The 19443-nt window shown below is 68.8% G+C and carries 17 protein-coding genes; 14 read left to right on the forward strand and 3 right to left on the reverse strand.

What is annotated here, in order from left to right:
* Window positions 1-3: 3 nt before the first annotated feature.
* From hemC to FM113_RS12125, 4 genes are read left to right on the forward strand one after another with little or no spacing between them, the layout of a single operon-like run.
* On the forward strand, window positions 4-1005 hold the full coding sequence (hemC, locus tag FM113_RS12110) for a hydroxymethylbilane synthase (protein WP_087015045.1): 1002 nt from the start codon (window positions 4-6) through the stop codon (window positions 1003-1005).
* The gene (locus tag FM113_RS12115; protein ID WP_176387204.1) at window positions 1002-1802 is read left to right on the forward strand and encodes a uroporphyrinogen-III synthase; all 801 of its coding nucleotides are present in this window, start codon (window positions 1002-1004) and stop codon (window positions 1800-1802) included. Before hemC ends, FM113_RS12115 begins: the two co-directional genes overlap by 4 nt.
* Window positions 1799-2776, forward strand: coding sequence for a porphobilinogen synthase (hemB, locus tag FM113_RS12120; RefSeq protein WP_087015049.1), 978 nt, complete (start codon window positions 1799-1801; stop codon window positions 2774-2776). Before FM113_RS12115 ends, hemB begins: the two co-directional genes overlap by 4 nt.
* Window positions 2773-4116 carry a glutamate-1-semialdehyde 2,1-aminomutase gene (locus tag FM113_RS12125; protein WP_087015085.1) on the forward strand — a complete coding sequence of 448 codons (1344 nt, stop codon included), beginning with the start codon at window positions 2773-2775 and terminating at the stop codon, window positions 4114-4116. The genes hemB and FM113_RS12125 overlap by 4 nt, the downstream gene beginning before the upstream one ends.
* Window positions 4117-4357: 241 nt before the next feature.
* Here the strand turns inward: FM113_RS12125 and FM113_RS12130 are convergent, their stop codons facing one another.
* Complete coding sequence (locus FM113_RS12130) at window positions 4358-5302, reverse strand: arginase family protein (protein WP_087015051.1); 945 nt, start codon at window positions 5300-5302, stop codon at window positions 4358-4360.
* A 123-nt stretch (window positions 5303-5425) separates the two neighbouring features.
* Here FM113_RS12130 and hutH point away from each other — a divergent pair, with 123 nt between their 5' ends.
* The 9 genes from hutH to FM113_RS12175 all read left to right on the forward strand — a co-directional run bounded on the left by hutH (window position 5426) and on the right by FM113_RS12175 (window position 15366).
* Window positions 5426-7027, forward strand: coding sequence for a histidine ammonia-lyase (hutH, locus tag FM113_RS12135; RefSeq protein WP_087015053.1), 1602 nt, complete (start codon window positions 5426-5428; stop codon window positions 7025-7027).
* Window positions 7028-7138: 111 nt separating this feature from the next.
* The gene (locus tag FM113_RS12140) at window positions 7139-8608 is read left to right on the forward strand and encodes a cytosine permease (RefSeq protein WP_087015055.1); all 1470 of its coding nucleotides are present in this window, start codon (window positions 7139-7141) and stop codon (window positions 8606-8608) included.
* Window positions 8609-8617: 9 nt separating this feature from the next.
* The gene (locus FM113_RS12145; protein WP_087015057.1) at window positions 8618-9403 is read left to right on the forward strand and encodes an IclR family transcriptional regulator; all 786 of its coding nucleotides are present in this window, start codon (window positions 8618-8620) and stop codon (window positions 9401-9403) included.
* A gap of 52 nt (window positions 9404-9455) precedes the next feature.
* Window positions 9456-10226 (forward strand): DUF1684 domain-containing protein, encoded by a 771-nt coding sequence (locus tag FM113_RS12150; protein ID WP_254908995.1) that lies wholly within the window; start codon window positions 9456-9458, stop codon window positions 10224-10226.
* A gap of 57 nt (window positions 10227-10283) precedes the next feature.
* Window positions 10284-11795 carry an ABC transporter substrate-binding protein gene (locus FM113_RS12155; protein WP_087015061.1) on the forward strand — a complete coding sequence of 504 codons (1512 nt, stop codon included), beginning with the start codon at window positions 10284-10286 and terminating at the stop codon, window positions 11793-11795.
* A gap of 112 nt (window positions 11796-11907) precedes the next feature.
* Window positions 11908-12870 carry an ABC transporter permease gene (locus tag FM113_RS12160; RefSeq protein ID WP_087015064.1) on the forward strand — a complete coding sequence of 321 codons (963 nt, stop codon included), beginning with the start codon at window positions 11908-11910 and terminating at the stop codon, window positions 12868-12870.
* Window positions 12867-13727, forward strand: a complete 861-nt coding sequence (locus FM113_RS12165; RefSeq protein ID WP_087015066.1) for an ABC transporter permease — start codon at window positions 12867-12869, stop codon at window positions 13725-13727. The genes FM113_RS12160 and FM113_RS12165 overlap by 4 nt, the downstream gene beginning before the upstream one ends.
* A complete protein-coding gene (locus FM113_RS12170) occupies window positions 13724-14584 on the forward strand; it encodes an ABC transporter ATP-binding protein (protein ID WP_087015068.1) in 861 nt (286 codons plus the stop codon). Before FM113_RS12165 ends, FM113_RS12170 begins: the two co-directional genes overlap by 4 nt.
* On the forward strand, window positions 14581-15366 hold the full coding sequence (locus FM113_RS12175) for an ABC transporter ATP-binding protein (protein ID WP_087015070.1): 786 nt from the start codon (window positions 14581-14583) through the stop codon (window positions 15364-15366). The genes FM113_RS12170 and FM113_RS12175 overlap by 4 nt, the downstream gene beginning before the upstream one ends.
* Here FM113_RS12175 and hutI read toward each other — a convergent pair.
* Both hutI and hutU read right to left on the reverse strand, forming a co-directional pair.
* Complete coding sequence (hutI, locus tag FM113_RS12180; protein WP_087015072.1) at window positions 15363-16565, reverse strand: imidazolonepropionase; 1203 nt, start codon at window positions 16563-16565, stop codon at window positions 15363-15365. The two genes, FM113_RS12175 and hutI, sit on opposite strands and share 4 nt — an antisense overlap.
* 26 nt (window positions 16566-16591) lie before the next feature.
* Window positions 16592-18289 carry a urocanate hydratase gene (gene hutU, locus FM113_RS12185; protein WP_087015075.1) on the reverse strand — a complete coding sequence of 566 codons (1698 nt, stop codon included), beginning with the start codon at window positions 18287-18289 and terminating at the stop codon, window positions 16592-16594.
* A 172-nt stretch (window positions 18290-18461) separates the two neighbouring features.
* Here hutU and FM113_RS12190 point away from each other — a divergent pair, with 172 nt between their 5' ends.
* Entirely contained in the window at window positions 18462-19442 is a 981-nt protein-coding gene (locus FM113_RS12190) for a GlxA family transcriptional regulator (RefSeq protein WP_087015077.1), read from the forward strand.
* The last annotated feature ends 1 nt before the right edge of the window (window position 19443 follow it).

Below are 19443 nucleotides of genomic sequence, written 5' to 3' on the forward strand. Positions count from 1 at the left end.
TTCATGCTGCACCCCCAGATCCCCGCAGGCCGTGTTTTCCGCGCGGCAGGACCGATCCATACCCGAGCGGGTTTGCTCCGGATTGGCACACGGGGCAGTCGGCTCGCGCTCGCGCAGACCACCACTGTCGCGGAGGCTGTCGCCGCTGCCACAGGGTGTGACGTGGCGCTCGTCGTGATCACCACGCACGGTGATATTTCTCGAGAGTCGCTGTCGCAGCTCGGCGGCACTGGCGTCTTCGTGAGTGCGCTGCGCGAGGCGCTGATCGCGGGGGAGTGCGATCTTGCCGTGCACTCCCTGAAGGATCTGCCGACGGGGCCGTGTGACGGGATCGTCACCGGCGCCATCCCCGAGCGTGCAGACGCCCGCGACGCACTCTGCGCGCGGGACGGCCTCGCGCTTCGCGACCTCCCGACCGGCGCGCATGTGGGCACGGGATCCCCGCGCCGGGCGGCGCAGCTGAGCGCCGCCCGCCCCGATCTGCGGGTGCACGATCTTCGCGGCAATGTCGACACGCGCCTGGGCCGGGTCGGCACCGACCTTGACGCGGTGGTGCTCGCCGCGGCCGGGCTTGACCGCTCGGGACTCAGCGCCGCCATCACGGAGCGTTTTCCGCTCGAGACGGTCCCGACCGCCCCGGGACAGGGTGCGCTGGGAATCGAATGCCGTGCGGCAGACCTCACCGCGGCACCCTACGTCGCCGCGTTCGCCGCGCTTGACGACCCGGACACGCACGCCTGCGCGGTCGCCGAGCGCACCCTGCTCGCGACACTTGAAGCGGGCTGCGCGGCCCCGGTGGGCGCGACTGCCGAGCTGCACGACGGCAGCCTCGTGCTGCGCGCCGCCGTGTACCGGCTGGATGGTGCCGAGCAGCTCACCGTGGAAGTCGCGGCAGGCTGGGAGGCAGGCGACTGGGAGACGCCGGGTGCGCTGGGACGCGAGGCTGCGCGGGATCTGCTCGACCGCGGAGCGGCCGAACTCGCACCCCTCGGCGGTGGGCGGTGACGGCCCAGCTCACCGGACTCCGCATCCTCGTGCCACGCGGCGGTGACGCCGCGGTTCGCGCGGAGGACGCGATCCGTACCCGGGGAGGCGTGCCCGTTCGCGTGCCGCTGATCGCCACAGTGCCGCCCGTCGATCCCGCAGCGTTTGACGCCGCTATTGCCGCCTGGAACGCGGGGGAGTACGAGTGGCTTGCGGTGACAAGCGCCGCCGGCGCGGCGGCTGTCGCGGCGGCGGGGGCGAGCCCCGGGCGCATTGCCGCCGTGGGTCCGGCTACGGTCGCCGCGCTCGCCGCGGGCGGCCTCGCCGCGACAGTGCGCCCGGTGAGCGAGTTCACGGGCACCGCCCTCGGTGCCGCGCTTGCCGCGGAGCTGGGCACCGCGTCGGACACAGTTCCGGATCAGCCCACCCGTATCCTGCTCGCCCTCGCCGAGGGGGCCGGCACCGAACTCGAACGCGCGCTGCAGGATGCCGGCCACCTCGTCACCCGTGTCACGGCCTATCGGACCGTCCCCGCTCCGCGCGATCCCGCGCGTGAGCGCACGGTCGCCACGGGCCACGTCGACGTCATTCTTGTGACGAGCGGATCGGTGGCCCGCGAGGTGGCCGTCCGCTTCCTGCCGTTGCCCGCCGGCGTGCGCCTCGTGGCGATCGGCCCACCCACGGCCCGAGTCCTTGCCGAGCTGGGTCTTACCCCGGACCTTGTCGCCGAGCGTCACACAGTTCCGGGCATGCTCGACGCACTCGCAGCCGCCCATCCCCACAGCTTTCCGCCACACCACACAGGAGAATCCGCATGAGCTTCCACCCCGCGATCCGCCCCCGTCGGCTGCGCCGCACCCCGGCGCTGCGTCGCCTCGCCGCAGAAACCCGGGTGCACCCGGCTGAACTGATCCTCCCCGCCTTCGTGCGAGAGGGACTCACCGAACCGCACCCCATTGCTGCCATGCCCGGGGTGCAGCAGCACTCGCTCGACTCGCTCCGGCGTGCCGCCGCTGAGGCCGCTGAAGCTGGGGTCGGCGGGATCATGCTGTTTGGAATCCCCGAGACGCGGGACGCTACGGGATCCGCCGCTGATGACCCGGACGGGATCCTGAACGTTGCCACCCGCGCGGTGGCCGCGGAGGTCGGCAATGCGCTCGTGGTGCAGACCGATCTGTGCCTTGACGAGTTCACCGATCACGGTCACTGCGGTGTACTTAACGCCGCCGGCGAGGTCGACAACGACGCCACGCTGACGCGCTACGAAGCGATGGCGATCGCACAGGCCGAGGCAGGGTCCGCGCTGCTCGGGTTGTCCGGAATGATGGATGGTCAGGTCGCCGCGGTGCGCGATGCGCTCGACGCGGCAGGGCACTCGGACACCGCGGTGCTCGCCTACTCCGCGAAGTATGCGTCCGCCTTCTACGGGCCATTCCGAGAGGCCGTCGACTCTCAGCTCACCGGCAATCGACGCGGCTACCAGCAGGACCCGGCGAACCGGCGTGAGGGGGTACGGGAGGCGGAACTCGACATCGCTGAGGGCGCCGATGTGGTGATGGTGAAGCCCGCGATGAGCTTCCTCGACGTGCTCTCCGACGTCGCCGAGATCAGCCCGGTACCGGTGTGGGCTTACCAGGTGTCGGGCGAGGCTGCCATGATCGAGGCCGCCGCCGCGAACGGCTGGATCGACAGGCGTGGCGCGATCCTGGAATCAGTGACGGGGATCAAGCGGGCGGGGGCCGATGCAATCCTGAGCTACTTCGCCGTCGAGCTTGCGGGGTGGCTGCGATGAGCCCGGTCTCGACTGCGCGCAGCGCGGCGCTCGCGGCGCGAGCCGCCAACGTGATCCCCGGTGGCGTGAACTCGCCCGTGCGTGCCTACGGATCAGTGGGCGGCACGCCGCGCTTTCTGGTGCAGGGAACGGGCCCGCTCGTGACGGATGTCGATGGCAACGAGTATGTCGACCTCGTGGCCTCGTGGGGCCCCGCGCTGCTCGGTCACGCGCACCCTGAAGTCGTCGAAGCCGTGCAAGCTGCGGCCGCGCGGGGTCTCGGCTTCGGTGCCTCGGTGCCCGAGGAGGCCGAGTTGGCCGAGGAGATCGTGCGGCGTGTGCCGCTGATCGAGCGCGTGCGCCTGGTGTCCACGGGCACCGAAGCCACCATGACCGCGATCCGACTCGCTCGCGGGGCGACGGGCCGGCCACTGATCGTGAAGTTTGCCGGGCACTACCACGGTCACTCAGACGGGCTGCTCGCGGAGGCCGGCTCCGGGCTTGCCACGCTCGCCTTGCCGGGGTCCGCTGGGGTCACCGCCGAAACTGCCGCGCAGACGCTTGTGCTGCCCTACAACGACCTGCCCGCGCTGGAAGCGGCGTTCGCCGAGCACGGTGCGCGCATCGCCGGGGTGATCGCCGAGGCCGCCGCCTGCAACATGGGCGTGCTGCCGCCCGAGCCCGGGTTTACCCGCGGCATGATCGAGCTCGCCCACCGACACGGCGCGCTCGTGATCCTCGATGAGGTGCTCACCGGCTTCCGTGCGGGGCCCGCAGGATACTGGGGGCTGCAGTCAGCAGGGCTTACCGGTGAGGACCTCCCCGCTGCGGTTGTGCCGGATCTCGTGACGTTCGGGAAGGTCGTCGGTGGCGGCCTGCCGCTCGCGGCGCTCGGTGGACGCAAAGAATTGATGGAACTGCTCGCCCCGCTCGGTCCGGTCTACCAGGCGGGCACGCTCTCCGGGAATCCGCTCGCGGTCGCTGCCGGGCTGACAACGCTTCGGCTCGCGGACGCGGCGGCCTATGCCCGGCTCGCCGATGCCGCGGACAGCCTCGCGCTCAGTGTCTCAGAGGCTCTCAGCACTGCCGGGGTCGCACACCGGATCGGACGCGCGGGAACCCTGTTCAGCGTCGTGTTCGGCGACTACGCGGCCGCTCCGCGCACGTACGCCGACATGCAGCGCCAGGAGGTGTTCCGGCACCGGGCGTTTTTCCACGCGATGCTGGAGGGCGGCGTCAACCTGCCGCCCAGCGCGTTCGAAGCCTGGTTCGTGACTGCCGCGCACGATGATGCGGCGCTCGAGCGGGTCGCCGCTGTGCTCCCGGCCGCGGCCGCGGCCGCGGCCGCGGCGCGCGCGTAGCCTGCCTGCCTGCCTGCACACGCGCTCACGCACCTGCCCGCCAGTCACGCGTGCGCAGGAGATCCTTCACCCGCGTCGAATAATCGGGGAAAAATCTCCGCGATCTCCGTGAATCTCCGTGGTGTTGATGACCGGGAGCGGGGGTGAATGGCAGGCCCGGGCAGGCGGGCGCGCGGACAGGCAGCGGCCCCACTAGCGGGCAATGCCGCTAGCGGGCAACACCGCTAGCGGGGCAATACCGCTAGCGGCCCAGGCGAAGGGCGAGGCCGGCCGCGCACTCAAGCACGAGGAGCGCGGCGAGGCGCACGGTGCGGGCGTCGGGGGCATCCGCCGCGGCGTCGACCTCTGCAATGTCGACCCCACGCACGCGCGCATCTGCGGCGAACAGGCGGGCGAATCGTCGCAGTTCGTGCGCCTGGATGCCGCCGGGGATTGAGGCCGGGCAGCCGGGGGCCACGCTCCGGTCGCACACGTCGACGTCGAGATCCACGTGGATCGGTCCGCCACCCGCGCCTGCAATGTCAAGCGCCTCCGCGGCGACCTCGCTGAGGCTGCGCTCGAAAAGCTCGTCGCGGTGGATTACGGTGATGCCGAGGTCCTTCGCCCGCTCCCGGTAGGCGCGCGAGTTCGCGAAGTCCGCGATGCCGATCTGGACGATCCTGCGGGGGTTCAGTCCGGCTTCGACGAGGCGGCGCACCGGGGACCCGTTGCTGCGCCCATCGCGCAGATCGTGGTGGGCGTCGAGCGTAATGAGTCCGGCGTCAGCGAGTCGGTCGCCGGCAACGCCGAGCGCCGCGGGCACCGTGAGCGCGTTGTCGCCGCCGAGCGCGACCACAAGTTCAGCGCGCGCCGCGACCTCGGCGACCCGGGCTGTCGCCGTACCCTCGCCGGCGACGGTGTCGGGATCGGTCACGTCGCCGGCGTCGACGATACGCAGGGCTTCGTCGAGCACAAGCTCGGCCTCCGTGCCGCGTGCTCCGGGGACGCCGGACGCGACGACGTGGCTGGAGTAGCGGCGAAGCGCCTCCCGCACGGCGGTGGGCGTGAGGTGCGCGTGTGTCGGGGACAACGATGTCGCCGAGGTGGGAATACCGATCAGGGCAAGGTCCGCATCGAGTTCACCGAGTGCGGGCCAGGCTCCGGTGCGTGGCCAGGATGGGTCGTGGGAAAGGGCAGCTGTGCTCATACCCTGACGCTAGCAAGCGCGGGCGCAGCGTGACGCGAGCGAGGAATCGCTGCGTCTGGGATCCCAGACGGTTGCGGCGTGTCGGACCGGGCAGGGCAACGCCCAATGCGCTGGAATCGAGGTATGTCACAGAGCACCATCGCGCAGGGCACCGTCGCCACCGAGCGCCCCATCGTCGTCCTGGGGGCCGCGCCCCTCACCATCGCTGACGTCGTCGCCGTCGCTCGCGCGGGTGCCCGCGTCGAACTAGCACCGGCCGCACTCACCGCGCTCGCCGCCAGTCGCGCGGATATCGAGCGACTCGCAAATGACACGCGCCCGCACTACGGGGTCTCGACGGGTTTCGGGGCCCTCGCAAAAGTGCAGATCCCGAGCGAGAAGCGGCAGCAGCTGCAGCGCAGCCTGATCCGCTCGCATGCGGCAGGCACCGGGCCCGAGGTCGAGCGTGAGGTTGTGCGCGCGCTCATGCTGTTGCGCCTGAACACGCTCGCGAGTGGCCGCACGGGTGTCCGGCCGGTGGTCGCGGAGACGTACGCTGCGATCCTGAACGCCGACATCGTGCCCGTGGTGCATGAGTACGGTTCACTCGGCTGCTCCGGCGACCTGAGCCCACTCGCGCACTGCGCCCTCACGCTCATGGGGGAGGGCGAGGTGCGCCCCACGAACGACCCGTACGCTGCCCCGGTTCCTGCAGCCGAAGCCCTTGCTGTCCACGGGATCGAACCGCTCGTGCTCGCAGAGAAGGAGGGCCTTGCCCTCATCAATGGCACCGACGGCATGCTGGGCATGCTCTGCCTGGCCCTGCACGATCTCACCGCTCTGCTGACCGTCGCCGATGTCGCCGCCGCGGCGAGCGTCGAAGCACTGACGGGCACGGACACCGTGTTTGCCGCCGACCTCCAGGCGCTCCGCCCGCATCCAGGGCAGGCCGCGGCCGCGGCGAACATGCGCGCGGTGCTCGCGGGATCCGGGCTTGTGCAGCGCCCCACCGAGGGCGAATTTACGCGCGTGCAAGACGCATATTCCCTCCGCTGCGCACCCCAGGTGCACGGTGCCGCCCGCGATACGGCCGAGCACGCAGCTCGAGTTGCCGCGGCCGAGCTGCGCTCCGCCGTGGACAACCCCGTGGTGCTTCCCGATGGTCGGGTCGAATCGAACGGCAACTTCCACGGCGCTCCCGTCGCCTACGTACTCGACTTCCTCGCGATCGCGGTGGCGGATCTCGCAAGCATGTCAGAGCGCCGCACCGACCGATTCCTCGACGTGTCGCGCAACCACGGGCTGCCCCCGTTCCTCGCGGCCGATGCTGGCCTCGACTCCGGCCTCATGATCGCCCAGTACACGGCCGCGGGCATCGTCTCCGAGCTGAAGCGCCTAGCGGTCCCGGCGAGCGTCGACTCGATCCCCTCCTCGGCGATGCAGGAGGATCACGTGTCGATGGGCTGGCACGCCGGGCGGAAGCTCCGCCGAGCCGTCGACGGACTCACCCGGGTGCTCGGGATCGAGCTGCTCGCCTCAACGCGCGCGCTCGACTTCCGGATCGCCGCGGGGGAGGGCACGCCCAGCCCCGCGACGGGCGCGGTGCACGCGCTCTTCCGAACGCGGATCGCTGCCCCGGACGTCGACGCATTTCTGTCACCCGACCTCACGGCCGCACACGATTTCGTGGCGAGCGGCGCGGTCCTCGACGCCGTGACCGGCGCGGTCGCGGAGCCGCTCGGGTAACGGCCCCTCCCGGATCCCGGGACCCTCATACTCCCTCCGCCGAGGCGGAGGGCTGGGCCGTGCCCCGGCACGACCCGCACTGCAATGGCGCACACGAATGGAGTACGGACTATGACGACCGGCCACCCAGACAGTCCAGCGGAAAGCTTGATGACCCGTGAGATCAGAACGATCGAGCGGGTTCCCGAGCGGGAACGCCACGGACGCCCCTCCAACCAGTTCACACTGTGGTTCGGGGTGAACATGACGATCACCGCGGTGGTCGACGGTGCGCTCGCGGTCACGTTTGGCACCGAGGCGCTCGCCGCCATCATCGGCCTGTTCATCGGAAACCTGCTCGGCGGGATCACGATGGCGCTGCACTCGGCCCAGGGCCCCAGGCTCGGCCTGCCGCAGATGATTTCGAGCCGCGTGCAATTTGGGGTGAAGGGTGCCGCGCTCCCACTGATCCTCTCCGTGCTCATGTACCTCGGCTTCCAGATGACGGGAATCGTGCTCTGCGGGCAGGCAATCAACCTGATCTTCGGGTGGAATATCCCGATCGTCGGGATGATCGTGTTCGGCCTGATGACCACTGTGATTGCCGTGGTGGGCTACCGCCTGATCCACGTGATCGGCCGCATAGCCGCCGTTGTTGGGGCCGTAGGATTCGGCTACGTGGCGATCCGACTCTTCTTGGGCTACGACGTGTCCTCGGCGTTCGGCCAGGTCGAGTTCAGCTCCGCGTCGTTCCTGCTCGCGGTCGCACTCGCTGCCGGCTGGCAGATGACGTTTGCCCCCTACGTGGCCGATTACTCCCGCTACCTGCCCAGTAAGACAACCGTCCGGTCCACCTTCTGGATGACGCTGCTCGGGACCGTGCTCGGCGGGCAGATCGCGATGACGCTGGGCGTGCTGATCGCCGGCACCGTCGGGACGGAGGTGTTCCTGGGGAACCAAGTCGGGACCGTGGGTACGATCGCGGGCGGCGGCATCATTGCCACGCTCATGTATGTGGTGATCGTCGTGAACAAGCTCTCGGTAAACTCGCTGAACGCCTACGGTGGCTTCATGTGCATCCTCACGATCATCACCGGCTGGACCAAGCAACGCCATATCTCGCAGGCGCTGAGGACCGGGATCATCGTCGCGTTTACCCTGCTCGCGCTTGTGTTCGCGATCGTCGCGAACGAGGTTGGATTCCTCGGGGTGTTCAAGAACTTCGTGCTGGCGCTGCTCTCGGTGTTCGTGCCGTGGAGCGTGATCAACCTTGTGGACTACTACCTGATCTCGAAGGAGCGGGTCAATATCCCCGCGCTCTACGAGGACAACGGCCCCTACAAGGACTTCAACTGGATTGCGATTGGGTGCTACTTCTTTGGTGTGCTGGTACAGCTGCCGTTCATGAACCAGGCGCTGTACGAGGGGCCGCTCGCGAAGGCGATGGGCGGGGCGGACATCTCGTGGATTGTCGCGATTGTCGCGACCGCGCTTGTGTACTACCCGCTCGCGAAGCGGACCCAGTATGTTCCGGACGAGCTCATCACCGGAGATGAGGACGCGCATGCCGGTGTCGACTCGCGCAGTGCGGTATCGGGCTAGAGTTCCCCTATGAACGAGGTCAAGGTGCCCGCCGCGGACCAGACGCTGCGCATCATGCGCTTGCTGGCGACCGCGCGCGGGCCCTTGCCCGCCTCGATGATCGCGGCGCAGCTCGAGCTCCCGCGATCGACCGTCTACCACCTGCTGACCACGATGCAGGCGCACGGCTTTGTGATGCACCTGCCAGAGGAGCAGCGCTACGGGCTCGGGATTGCGGCGCTCGAGCTGGGTTCCGCCTATTCACGGCAGGAACCGCTGACCCGGATTGGGCGGCCGCTTGTCGCGGCCCTCGTCGAACGAACCCGCGCGAACGGTCACCTCGCGGCCCCGCACGGCCGCGACATCGTGTATCTCGTCGAGCAGCGCCTGAGTGGCGGGCCAGCGCTTGTGAGCGATGTTGACGTGCGGCTGCCGATGCACCTGACGGCAAGCGGGAGATCGATCCTCGCCGCGCTCCCGAAGGCGCAGGTCCGAGCGCTGTACCCGGATCGCGACGCGTTTGTGCACCGCCACGAGATCGAGGGCGACGCCCGCATCGATCGCTACTCAAAGCTGCGGTCGGTGCTCGATGAGACACAGACGCGCGGGTACGCGGTCGAGCGGGGCGCGGTGACGCAGGGGATTTCCTCGGTGGCCGTGCCTGTGCTCGATCACCGCAGCTGGCCGGTCGCCGCGGTGGCGCTGACGTATCGTGACGAGGACCTTTCTGCGAGCGACGAGGACCGCCTGGTCACGGAGTTGCGCGCCACCGCTGAGCTACTCTCGACGCGTATCCACGGCCGGAGCTCGGGATAGCGGCTTGTCATGTGCCGTCACAGTTTGGCATTCGCTGGCGTTATATTATTGAATGGTGATCATTATGAATGACTCCGCGCACAACGACGCAATTGCGGCCTCCCGAGACGCCCACGCAACCTGGCGTGAGGATCGTGCCGCCGCGGTGACCGGCCCCACCGGCAATCTTTCGCTTGTCGAGACCCGGTGGTTGCCCGCCGGTGAGATCCCCGACACCGAGGCCGAACAGGCAGCTGCGGGTGCGGGGATTACCGTCACCGCACTTGCCCGCACGAACATCGACACCGGGGAGACCGAGCACGGCGTCCGCGTGTGGGATGCCGCATCGCCCGCGATCCGCGCGTTCGACAGGATCACCGCCTTTGATTTCGCCCCGGAGTGGGTGATCACCGCACAGTTCACGCCCGTCGCGGCGGATCGCACGGTCCCGTTTGAACACATCCGCGACAACGGCGGCAGCCGCGATCTCGTGGTGCCGGGCGACATCACCTTCACCCGTGACGGCGTCGACTACCGCTTCGCCGCATTTGACGACGGCGGTACGCTGCTCCTCGTGTTCGGTGATCCCACGAACACCGCGGCGGGGGAGGACGCCACGTACGGGGCGGGCCGGTTCCTGTTTGTGCAGCGCGCCGACGGGGCCGCCTTCGGCGATCCGGGCACGGTGCTCCTCGACTTTAACCGCGCCTTTGTGCCACCCTGCGGCTTTTCCGTGCAGTACAACTGCCCGATGCCGCCGGCGCAGAACCGCTTCCCCGAGCCCGTCCGGGCCGGTGAGAAGCAGGTGCTGTTCAGCGGCGACTTCGACATCTACGCGCTCTGACGTCCGCACGCACGTGATCCCCACTCACTTGATCCCTCACTCACTCAGGAGACTCCCGTGAAGAACCCCTTCGGTCGCGCCCAGCGCACCACCACAGCGATCGCCGCGGTCGCCGCTGCCGCTCTGCTCCTGACCGGCTGCGCCGGTGGTGGTGCCGGTGCTGCGGGCCCGGACGCCGTGATCGCGGTCGGCTCGCTCTACGAGCCTGTGAACCTGTCGAACACCGCGGGCGGCGGGCAGGGCGTCACGGAGGCGCTCACCGGAAACGTCTACGAGGGGCTGTTCAAGCTCACGGACGAGGGTGAGGTTGAGAACCTGCTCGCCGAGGACGTCACGACAAGCGAGGACGGCCTGACAGTGACGGTGACGCTGCGCGACGGTGTCACCTTCCACTCCGGCAAGGCGCTGAGCTCGGCCGATGTGAAGTCGAGCGTCGAGGCGGTCACCGCGGAGGACTCGCAGTCCGCTCGCAAGTCGAGCTTCGCCGTGATCGAGTCGATCGAGACCCCGGATGAGCAGACTGTCGTGTTCCGCCTGAACGACCGCTCGATCTCGTTTGTCTACAACCTCAGCTACGTCTGGATCGTGAACAGCGAGGCGACGGATCTCATGAGCTCTGAGGATGGCACGGGCCCCTACACGCTCGACGAATGGAAGCGCGGCAGCAGCCTCTCGCTCACCCGGTGGGACGACTACTGGGGCGAGCCCGCCACGAACGGTGGCGTCGAGTTCAGCTACTTCACCGACGCGACGGCCCAGAATAACGCGCTCCAGACGGGCAAGCTCGACCTCATCACGAGCGTGCAGAGCCCGGATCTGCTGGATCAGTTCGAGGGCAACGCGGACTACACGATTAGCGCGGGCAACTCCACCACCAAGGAGGTGCTTGCCTTCAATGATCGGGTCGAGCCGTTCTCCGATCCGCTCGTACGCAAAGCGCTCACCTCAGCGATTGATCGTGAGAAGCTGCTCTCCGCAATCTGGGGTGACTATGGCACGCTGATTGGGTCGATGGTGCCGCCGACCGACCCCTGGTACGAAGACCTCACTGAGGTGAACCCGTACGATCCGGAGCTCGCACAGCGCCAGCTCGCGGAGGCGGGCTTCGCAGACGGCTTCGCCTTCACGCTCGACACCCCGAGCTACGATCCGCACCCTGTCGTCGCAGAGTTTGTGCAGTCGGAGCTCGCCAAGGTGGGCGTCACAGTGACGATCAACACGATCAGCGCCGACGAGTGGTACTCGAAGGTGTTCAAGGAGCGCGACTTCGAAGCGACGCTGCAGGAACACGTGAACGACCGCGACGTTGTCTGGTACGGCAACCCGGACTTTTACTGGGGCTACGACAACGCCGATGTGCAGCGCTGGGTGACCGAGGCTGAGCAGGCACCGGATGAGGCCGCACAGACCGAACTCCTGAAGCAGGTCAACCGGCAGATCGCGGAGGACGCGGCAAGTGCCTGGTTGTACCTCTTCCCGCAGATCGTCGTGTCCGCGAGCGACGTCACCGGCTACCCGGTGAACGGCCTGAACTCCCAGTTCTTCGCCTACGACATCGTCAAGGGCTAAACCGCGCCACACAGCACACCGCACACCCTGACCCGCCCGGCACGCGTTCCCCGACGGAACACGCGCCGGGCGGGTCCGCGCGTGGGGGCAGCCCCACGAGAGAATGACAGATATGACTCGGTACCTCGCACGCCGGCTCGGGTTCTTGCTCGGGTCATTCGCGGTCGCCATGATCGTGATCTTCGTGCTGCTCCGGCTCCTGCCGGGGGACCCGGCGAACGCGCTGCTCTCGGTGAACGCCACCCCAGAACAGATCGCGGCCGCCCAGGAGCAGGTCGGCTCGAACCTGCCGCTGTGGCACCAGTTCACCCTGTGGGCCGGGCAGATCCTGCGCTTCGACTTCGGCACCTCGCTCATCAGTCAGCTTCCCGTCGGCCCCGAAATCGCCGCCCGCCTCGTTGTCACCCTGCCGCTGACGGTGCTTGCCTTCCTATTGGCGGTCGTGCTCGCGCTCGTGATCGGGATCACCGCGGCCGTGAAAGCGGATCGCTGGTACGGGACGCTGCTGTCCGGCTTTTCGCAGCTCGGGATCGCGGTGCCCACGTTCTGGGTCGGTATTTTGCTTGTCTGGCTGTTTGCCCTCGGCCTGGGCTGGCTGCCCTCCGGTGGCTTCCCGCGTGGCGACTGGGCCAACCCTGGCGAGGCGCTGACCTCGCTGATCCTCCCGGTGCTGACAATCGCGATCGTGATGAGCGCCTCCCTCGCCCGCTACGTCCGCACCGCGACGCTCGACGTGCTCGGGAGCGACTACCTGCGCACCGCACGGGCGCACGGGGCCGGCTTTGGTGAAGCGCTGATCCGACACGGTCTGCGCAACGGGTCGGTGCCGGTCATCGCGATCTTCGGCATCGAACTGTCCACGGCACTGATCGGCGCGGTCGTTGTGGAAAGCGTGTTCAGTCTCCCAGGGCTGGGAAGCCTGCTGCTCGGCGGGATCACCCAACATGACTACGTCACCATTCAGGGCGTGCTCGTTGTCAGTACCCTGTTTGTCCTGCTTGTTGGCTTCGCCGCCGACGTGGTCCAGCGCATCGTCGACCCGCGGTTGCGCCAGAGTGTTTCGGGGAACCGATGAGTGAAGAGATCCTGACGCCGCCCCGACCTCGCACCTCCCGCGGCACTTCCCGCCGCGCAACGCTCATCCTGGGGCTCGCGCTCACCGGTGCGGTCGTGCTGCTCGCGCTCGTGTCGCTTGTGTGGCTCCCGTACGCCCAGGGGGACACGAGCGGTGGTCGGCTTGAGGCTGCGAGCCCCGCGCACTGGATCGGCACGGACAAACTGGGCCGCGACCTGTTTACCCAGCTCATGATCGGGGCACGAATCGCGCTCAGCGTGGGGGCGGGTTCCGTAGCGATCGCCGCCGTGCTCGGGATCACCCTGGGGCTCGTTGCGGCGTTTGCGCGTCCCTGGTTTGATGACACGCTCTCCGCCTGGCTCGACGTGATGATCGCCTTCCCCGTGCTGTTGCTCGCGATGCTCATCGTCGCGGTGCAGGGGGCCTCGCTCGGCTCGGTGATTCTTGCGATTGGACTGGGTCTGTCCGCGGTGATCGCGCGCCTCACTCGGGTGCTTGCGAAACGAGTGCTCCAGGAACAGTACATCACCGCGGCGCGCACGAGTGGTACGCGCTGGCCCGGGATCGTGTTCGGCCACGTGCTGCCCAACATCGCCCCCATGCTCGCGTCGGCGCTTGCCCTGCAGTTCGGGATCGCCGTGCTCGCCGAAGCGAGCCTCAGCTATCTTGGCCTCGGGGCCCCGCCGCCCAACGCATCGTGGGGGCGCCTCCTGCAGGAGGCGCAGGGCACCGTGCTCACGGCCCCGCTTGGCGCAATCGTGCCGGGCGTCGCGCTTGTTGTGCTCGTGCTCGGTGTCAACTTCATCGCGGACGGCCTACGCGTCTTTACTGATCCCACGACCCGGAGAGCCCGATGACTGCCGCACCCGCTGCCCCTCCCGCGCTCGCTGCCCCTCCTGCGCCCCTGCTCGTCGTGAGGGGCCTCACCGTCACGACGGCCGACGGCACCCCGCTCGTGACTGACGTCTCATTCGAAGTTGCCGCGGGGGAACGCTTCGGGTTGATCGGTGAGTCCGGGTCCGGAAAGTCCGTGACTTCGCTGGCCGTGACCGGGCTGCTCGCTCCGGGACTTACTGCCAGCGGCTCGGTGCGGCTTGCGGGGACCCAGACCGTCGGTGCCGCAGACGCCGTGCTCAGGCCCCTGCGCGGGCCCGTGGCCTCGATCGTGTTCCAGGAGCCGCTGACCGCGCTCGATCCGCTGATGCGCGTCGGCAAGCAGGTGGCCGAGCCGATCCGGCGGCACCGGGGTCTCACCGGGGCCGCGCTCGATACGGCGGTGCGTGACGCGCTCGCCGAGGTCGCCCTCACCGAGCCGCGCATTGCGCGCGCGTACCCGCACGAGCTCTCGGGCGGCCAGCGCCAGCGCATCGCCATCGCGATCGCGCTGGGTGCCGAGCCGCGGCTCCTCATTGCGGACGAGCCGACAACGGCACTCGATGTGACGGTGCAGCAGGACGTGCTCACACTGCTTGATCGGCTCGTCCGCGAGCGCGGCATGGCGTTGCTGTTCATCAGCCATGACCTCGCCGTCGTGTCACAGATCGTGGACCGGATCACCGTCATGCAGCGGGGCCGAGCGGTGGAAACCGGGGCGACTGAGCGGGTCCTGTGGGCCCCCGAACACGAGTACACGCAGCGGCTTGTCGCCAGCGCCCGGGCGCTCGATGCGGCGCTCGATGCGGCACCCAGGCGTTCTTCGGAGGAGACACGATGAGTCTGCTGGAATTGCGCGAGGCGAGCTTCGCCTACGGAAAACGCACGGTTGTGCACGACGCATCACTCAGCGTCGCGGCCGGTGAAACTGTCGGGCTCGTGGGGGAGTCCGGATCCGGCAAGTCCACGATTCTGTCTCTGCTGCTCGGGCTGCGCGCGCCGCAGGCTGGGGAGGTCCGGTTCGACGGCGCAACGCTCCGGCTGCGGGATCGCGCGCAGATGCGGCGCTTCCGCGCCAGCGTGCAGACAGTGTTCCAAGACCCATACTCCTCGCTCGACCCGCGGCAGCGGATCGACCGCATCGTGGGGGAGCCGCTGCGCTCGCTTGGACTTGCCACCGGCACCGCAGCTCGGTCTCGCGTGGCGGCGGCGATTGCGGCTGTCGGTCTGCCCGAGGATACGCTCGAGCGGTACCCGCACGAGTTCTCCGGTGGTCAACGCCAGCGGATCGCCATCGCACGGGCAACAGTGTCGAACCCCCGCGTACTGCTCGCGGATGAGCCGGTAAGCGCGCTCGACGTTACGACGCGCACCCAAGTCATCGATCTCCTCACCGAGCTGCGCGCGGAGCGCGGGTTGGCGTTGATCATGGTGTCGCACGATCTCAGCGCGGTCGCGGCGGTCTGCGAGCGCACCGTCGTCCTCCGAGAGGGGCGCGTCGTCGAGGAAGGGCCCACACGCACGATCCTCACGCACCCCACAACGGAGTACGCCCGGGAGCTCGTGGCTGCGGTGCCGCGGCTGCGGCGGCGCAGCCCGGAGCCCCCGGGCGCAAGCGCTTAGATGGCGCGCTCGCCTGCCCGCCACACGGCCGCGGTGAGCGGCATGCCCGGGCGGTAGGCAAGGTGCGTCGCGGCGGGTGCCTCAAGCAGATGTAGATCGGCCCGGGCCCCGGGCTCGATGACGCCGACGCGGCGCTGGATCGCGCCGCTCGGGTCCCGCCACCCGTCCTCGTGCATGCCAAGGGCGATCGCGCCACCGAGGGTCGCAGCACGCACGGCCTCGGTGATCGTGAGCCCCATCTGCAGCACGGCAGTTGCGACACAGAATGCCATCGAACTCGTATACGAGGTCCCGGGGTTGCCGTTCGAGGCAATGGCCACGGTGACCCCAGCATCGAGGAGCTGCCGAGCCGGGGCCAACGGCATCCGGGTCGAGAGATCGCAGGCGGGCAGCACAGTCGCGACTGTGCCGCGGGTCCCGTCCGCCCATGACTCCGCGAGCGCCGAGATGTCGGCGTCGCTCAAGAACCCGACGTGATCCACGCTCAGGGACCCGTGCTCCACCGCGATCTGCACCCCGGGGCCGTGCCCGAGCTGGTTTCCGTGGACGCGTGTCGCGAGGCCGTGCCGCCGGGCGGCGTCGAGCACTCGCGCCGACGCCGCCCGGTCGAAGGCGCCCTCCTCGCAGAACACGTCCACAGCGCTCACAAACGGGGCGACCGCGTCAAGCATTGATCCCGTCACGAGGTCGAGATACGCGGCCGGGTCTGATCCGGCAGGCACCACGTGCGCTCCGAGGAAGGTCACCGCGTCGGCGTGACGGCCCGCGATCTGGGCCGCGCGCACCTCGTCCGGCGTGGTGAGGCCGTAGCCTGTCTTTGTCTCCAGGGTTGTCGTGCCGCCGCGCCGGGCCTCGGCAACGAGTCGCGTCAGATTCGCTTCAAGCTCCGCGTCCGATGCGGCACGGGTTGCCTCGACAGTGACGTTGATCCCTCCGGCGGCGTACGCCTCGCCGGCCATGCGGGCCTCGAACTCCGCGGTGCGGTCCCCGGCGAATACGAGGTGCGAATGGGAGTCGACCCAGCCGGGCAGGAGCGCCCGCCCGGCTGCGTCGAAGCGCTCGTCCGCCGCTGGTGCGTCGGCAGCCGCACCCACCCATGCGATCACGCCGTCGGCGACGACAACCGCGGCGTCGCGGAGCCGCTCACCCACGTTTGTCGTCAGTTCGCCGATGTTGTCGATCACCAGTGTGTGCGTCATGATGTCGGTTCTCCCATGCCCTCTTCTTACCAGGCTTCGTCGGTGTTGCGGATCGTCGGCGTCATCGGGACGCGGACCCCGCGCTCCGCGGCGACATCAACCGCCCGCTTGTAGCCGGCGTCGACGTGCCGGATCACGCCCATGCCGGGATCGTTGGTGAGCAGGCGCTGCAACTTCTCGGCAGCGAGTGGCGTACCGTCCGCCACGGAGACCTGGCCGGAGTGGATCGAGCGGCCGATGCCCACCCCGCCGCCGTGGTGCAGGGATACCCAGGTCGCGCCCGAGGACGCGGCCGTCAGCGCATTCAGCAGTGGCCAGTCCGCGATCGCATCGGAGCCGTCGGCCATCGCCTCGGTCTCGCGGTACGGGGACGCAACCGAGCCCGAATCGAGGTGATCGCGCCCGATCACGATCGGTGCACTGATCTTGCCCTCGGCGACGAGCTCGTTGAAGCGCACGGCGGCCTTCGCGCGGTCGCCGTAGCCGAGCCAGCAGATGCGGGCGGGCAGTCCCTCAAACTCGACACGCTCCTGTGCGGCGCGGATCCAACGGTGCAGGTGTGCGTTCTCCGGGAAGAGCTCGAGCAGCGCCTCATCGGTGACGCGGATGTCCTCGGGGTCGCCTGAGAGCGCAGCCCAGCGGAACGGGCCGAGGCCCTCGCAGAACAGTGGCCGGATGTAGGCCGGGACAAATCCGGGGAACTCGAAGGCACGGTCGTAGCCGCCCTGGCGTGCCTCATCGCGGATCGAGTTGCCGTAGTCAAAGACCTCGGCACCGGCGTCCTGGAACTCAACCATTGCCTGCACGTGCGCAGCCATTGCGGCGCGGGCGTCACGGGTGAAGCCCTCGGGGTCGGCCTCGGCGCGGGCGAGGCGATCCGCCACGTCGTAGCCGATGGGAAGGTAGGAGAGCGGATCGTGCGCGCTCGTCTGATCCGTCACGATGTCGATGGTGATCTCACCGGCGCGGTGGCGACGCAGGATCTCCGGGAACACCTCGGCGGCGTTGCCCACGAGTCCGACCGACAGACCGCGGCGCTCGTCCTTCGCCTGCTGCACCTTGGCGAGAGCCTCGTCGAGGTCGGTGGTGACCTCGTCAAGATAGCGCTTGCCCGCGCGGCGCTGCAGGTGCGATTCGTCGACGTCCACAATGAGGCAGGCACCGTCGTTGAGAGTGACCGAGAGCGGCTGGGCACCGCCCATGCCGCCGCAGCCGCCGGTGAGGGTGATCGTGCCGGCCAGCGTTCCGTCGAAGCGCTTGCGTGCGATTGCCGCGAAGGTCTCGAAGGTGCCCTGCAGAATGCCCTGGGTGCCGATGTAGATCCATGATCCGGCGGTCATCTGGCCGTACATCATGAGCCCCTCGGCCTCGAGCTTGCGGAACTCGGGCCAGGTCGCCCAGTCGCCCACGAGATTTGAGTTCGCGATCAGCACGCGGGGTGCCCACACGTTGGTGCGGAACACGCCGACGGGCTTGCCCGACTGCACGAGCAGGGTCTCATCCTCTTCGAGATCGCGCAGCGTGTCGACGATCGCGTCGTAGGCTTCCCAGCTGCGTGCGGCGCGGCCGGTACCGCCGTAGACGACGAGGTCATCGGGGCGCTCGGCGACCTCGGGGTCGAGGTTGTTCATCAGCATTCGCAGGGGGGCTTCGGTTTGCCAGCTCTTGGCCGAGATCTCGGTGCCGCGGGGTGCGCGGACGGGACGGGCGCCGGGAAGAGTCATGCTCGGGTCCTTTCGGGAGGGGCGTTGCGACCGTGCAACGCATGACTCCATCCCATCGTGTGCAGCGGGGGCGAACAACGCGGCACGACGGCTCACTGTCCGGTATCCCAGACAGAGTGGCGCGGCTCTCACTCTCTGGGAATCGGGGACGCGGAGGCCGTACGCTGGGGGTATGAGGAGAGTCGCGGTTGTGGTGCTCGAAGGGGCGAAACCCCTGGACGTGGGAATCCCCGCGCAGGTGTTCACCGAGCGCAGCAGCATGCCCTACACCGTAGATGTGTGCGGGGTGCGACCGGGCCTGATTGCGGGCGGGGACGGCCTGTCCTACCACGTGGAGCACGGTCTCGAAGCGCTCGAGCGCGCGGACCTGATCTTCGTCCCCGGCACCCGCAATCCCGACCGCGATCCGCCCCCCGCAGAGCTGACCCAGGCGCTGCGCACCGCGCACGCGCGAGGGGCGCGGCTCGCGGCGATCTCGACCGGTGCATTTGCGCTCGCCGAGACGGGACTGCTCAACGGGAAGCGCGCCACAACCCACTGGCATTACTCGCAGATTCTCGCGGAACGCTACCCCGAGATTCAGGTCGACGAGCGCGTGCTTTTTGTCGATGAGGGGTCCGTGCTCACCTCCGCCGGTGCCGCATCCGGGATCGACCTGTGCCTGCACATCCTGCGAAAGGAGGCCGGGATGGCGGTCGCCAATCATGCCGCACGCCGCCTCGTTGCGGCCCCGTACCGGAGTGGGGGACAGGCCCAGTATTTGCCGCAGGGGGTCCCGGCTCCGCACGGCGAGCGTTTCACGCAGACCCGCGAGTGGGCGCTGCGACACCTCGCCGAGCCGCTCGGCATCGCGCAACTCGCCGCGCACGCGCGGGTGTCATCCCGCACTTTCTCCCGCCGGTTCCTTGACGAGACCGGGTACTCCCCGATGCAGTGGATCATGCGGGCGCGGGTGGACCGCGCGCGCGAACTGCTTGAGGAGACACATCTCGGCGTTGATGAGATTGCCGCCGAGGTTGGGCTCGGCTCGGCCACCAACCTGCGACGCCACTTCCGTGCCGTGCTCGGCACCACGCCGACCGACTACCGCAGCACCTTCTCCCGTCCAAGATCGCTCGGAGTACGCCGCGTCCGATTCGTCCGAACCCGTTAAT

It is taken from the genome of Leucobacter sp. 7(1) (assembly GCF_900163635.1).
Lineage (GTDB): Bacteria > Actinomycetota > Actinomycetes > Actinomycetales > Microbacteriaceae > Leucobacter.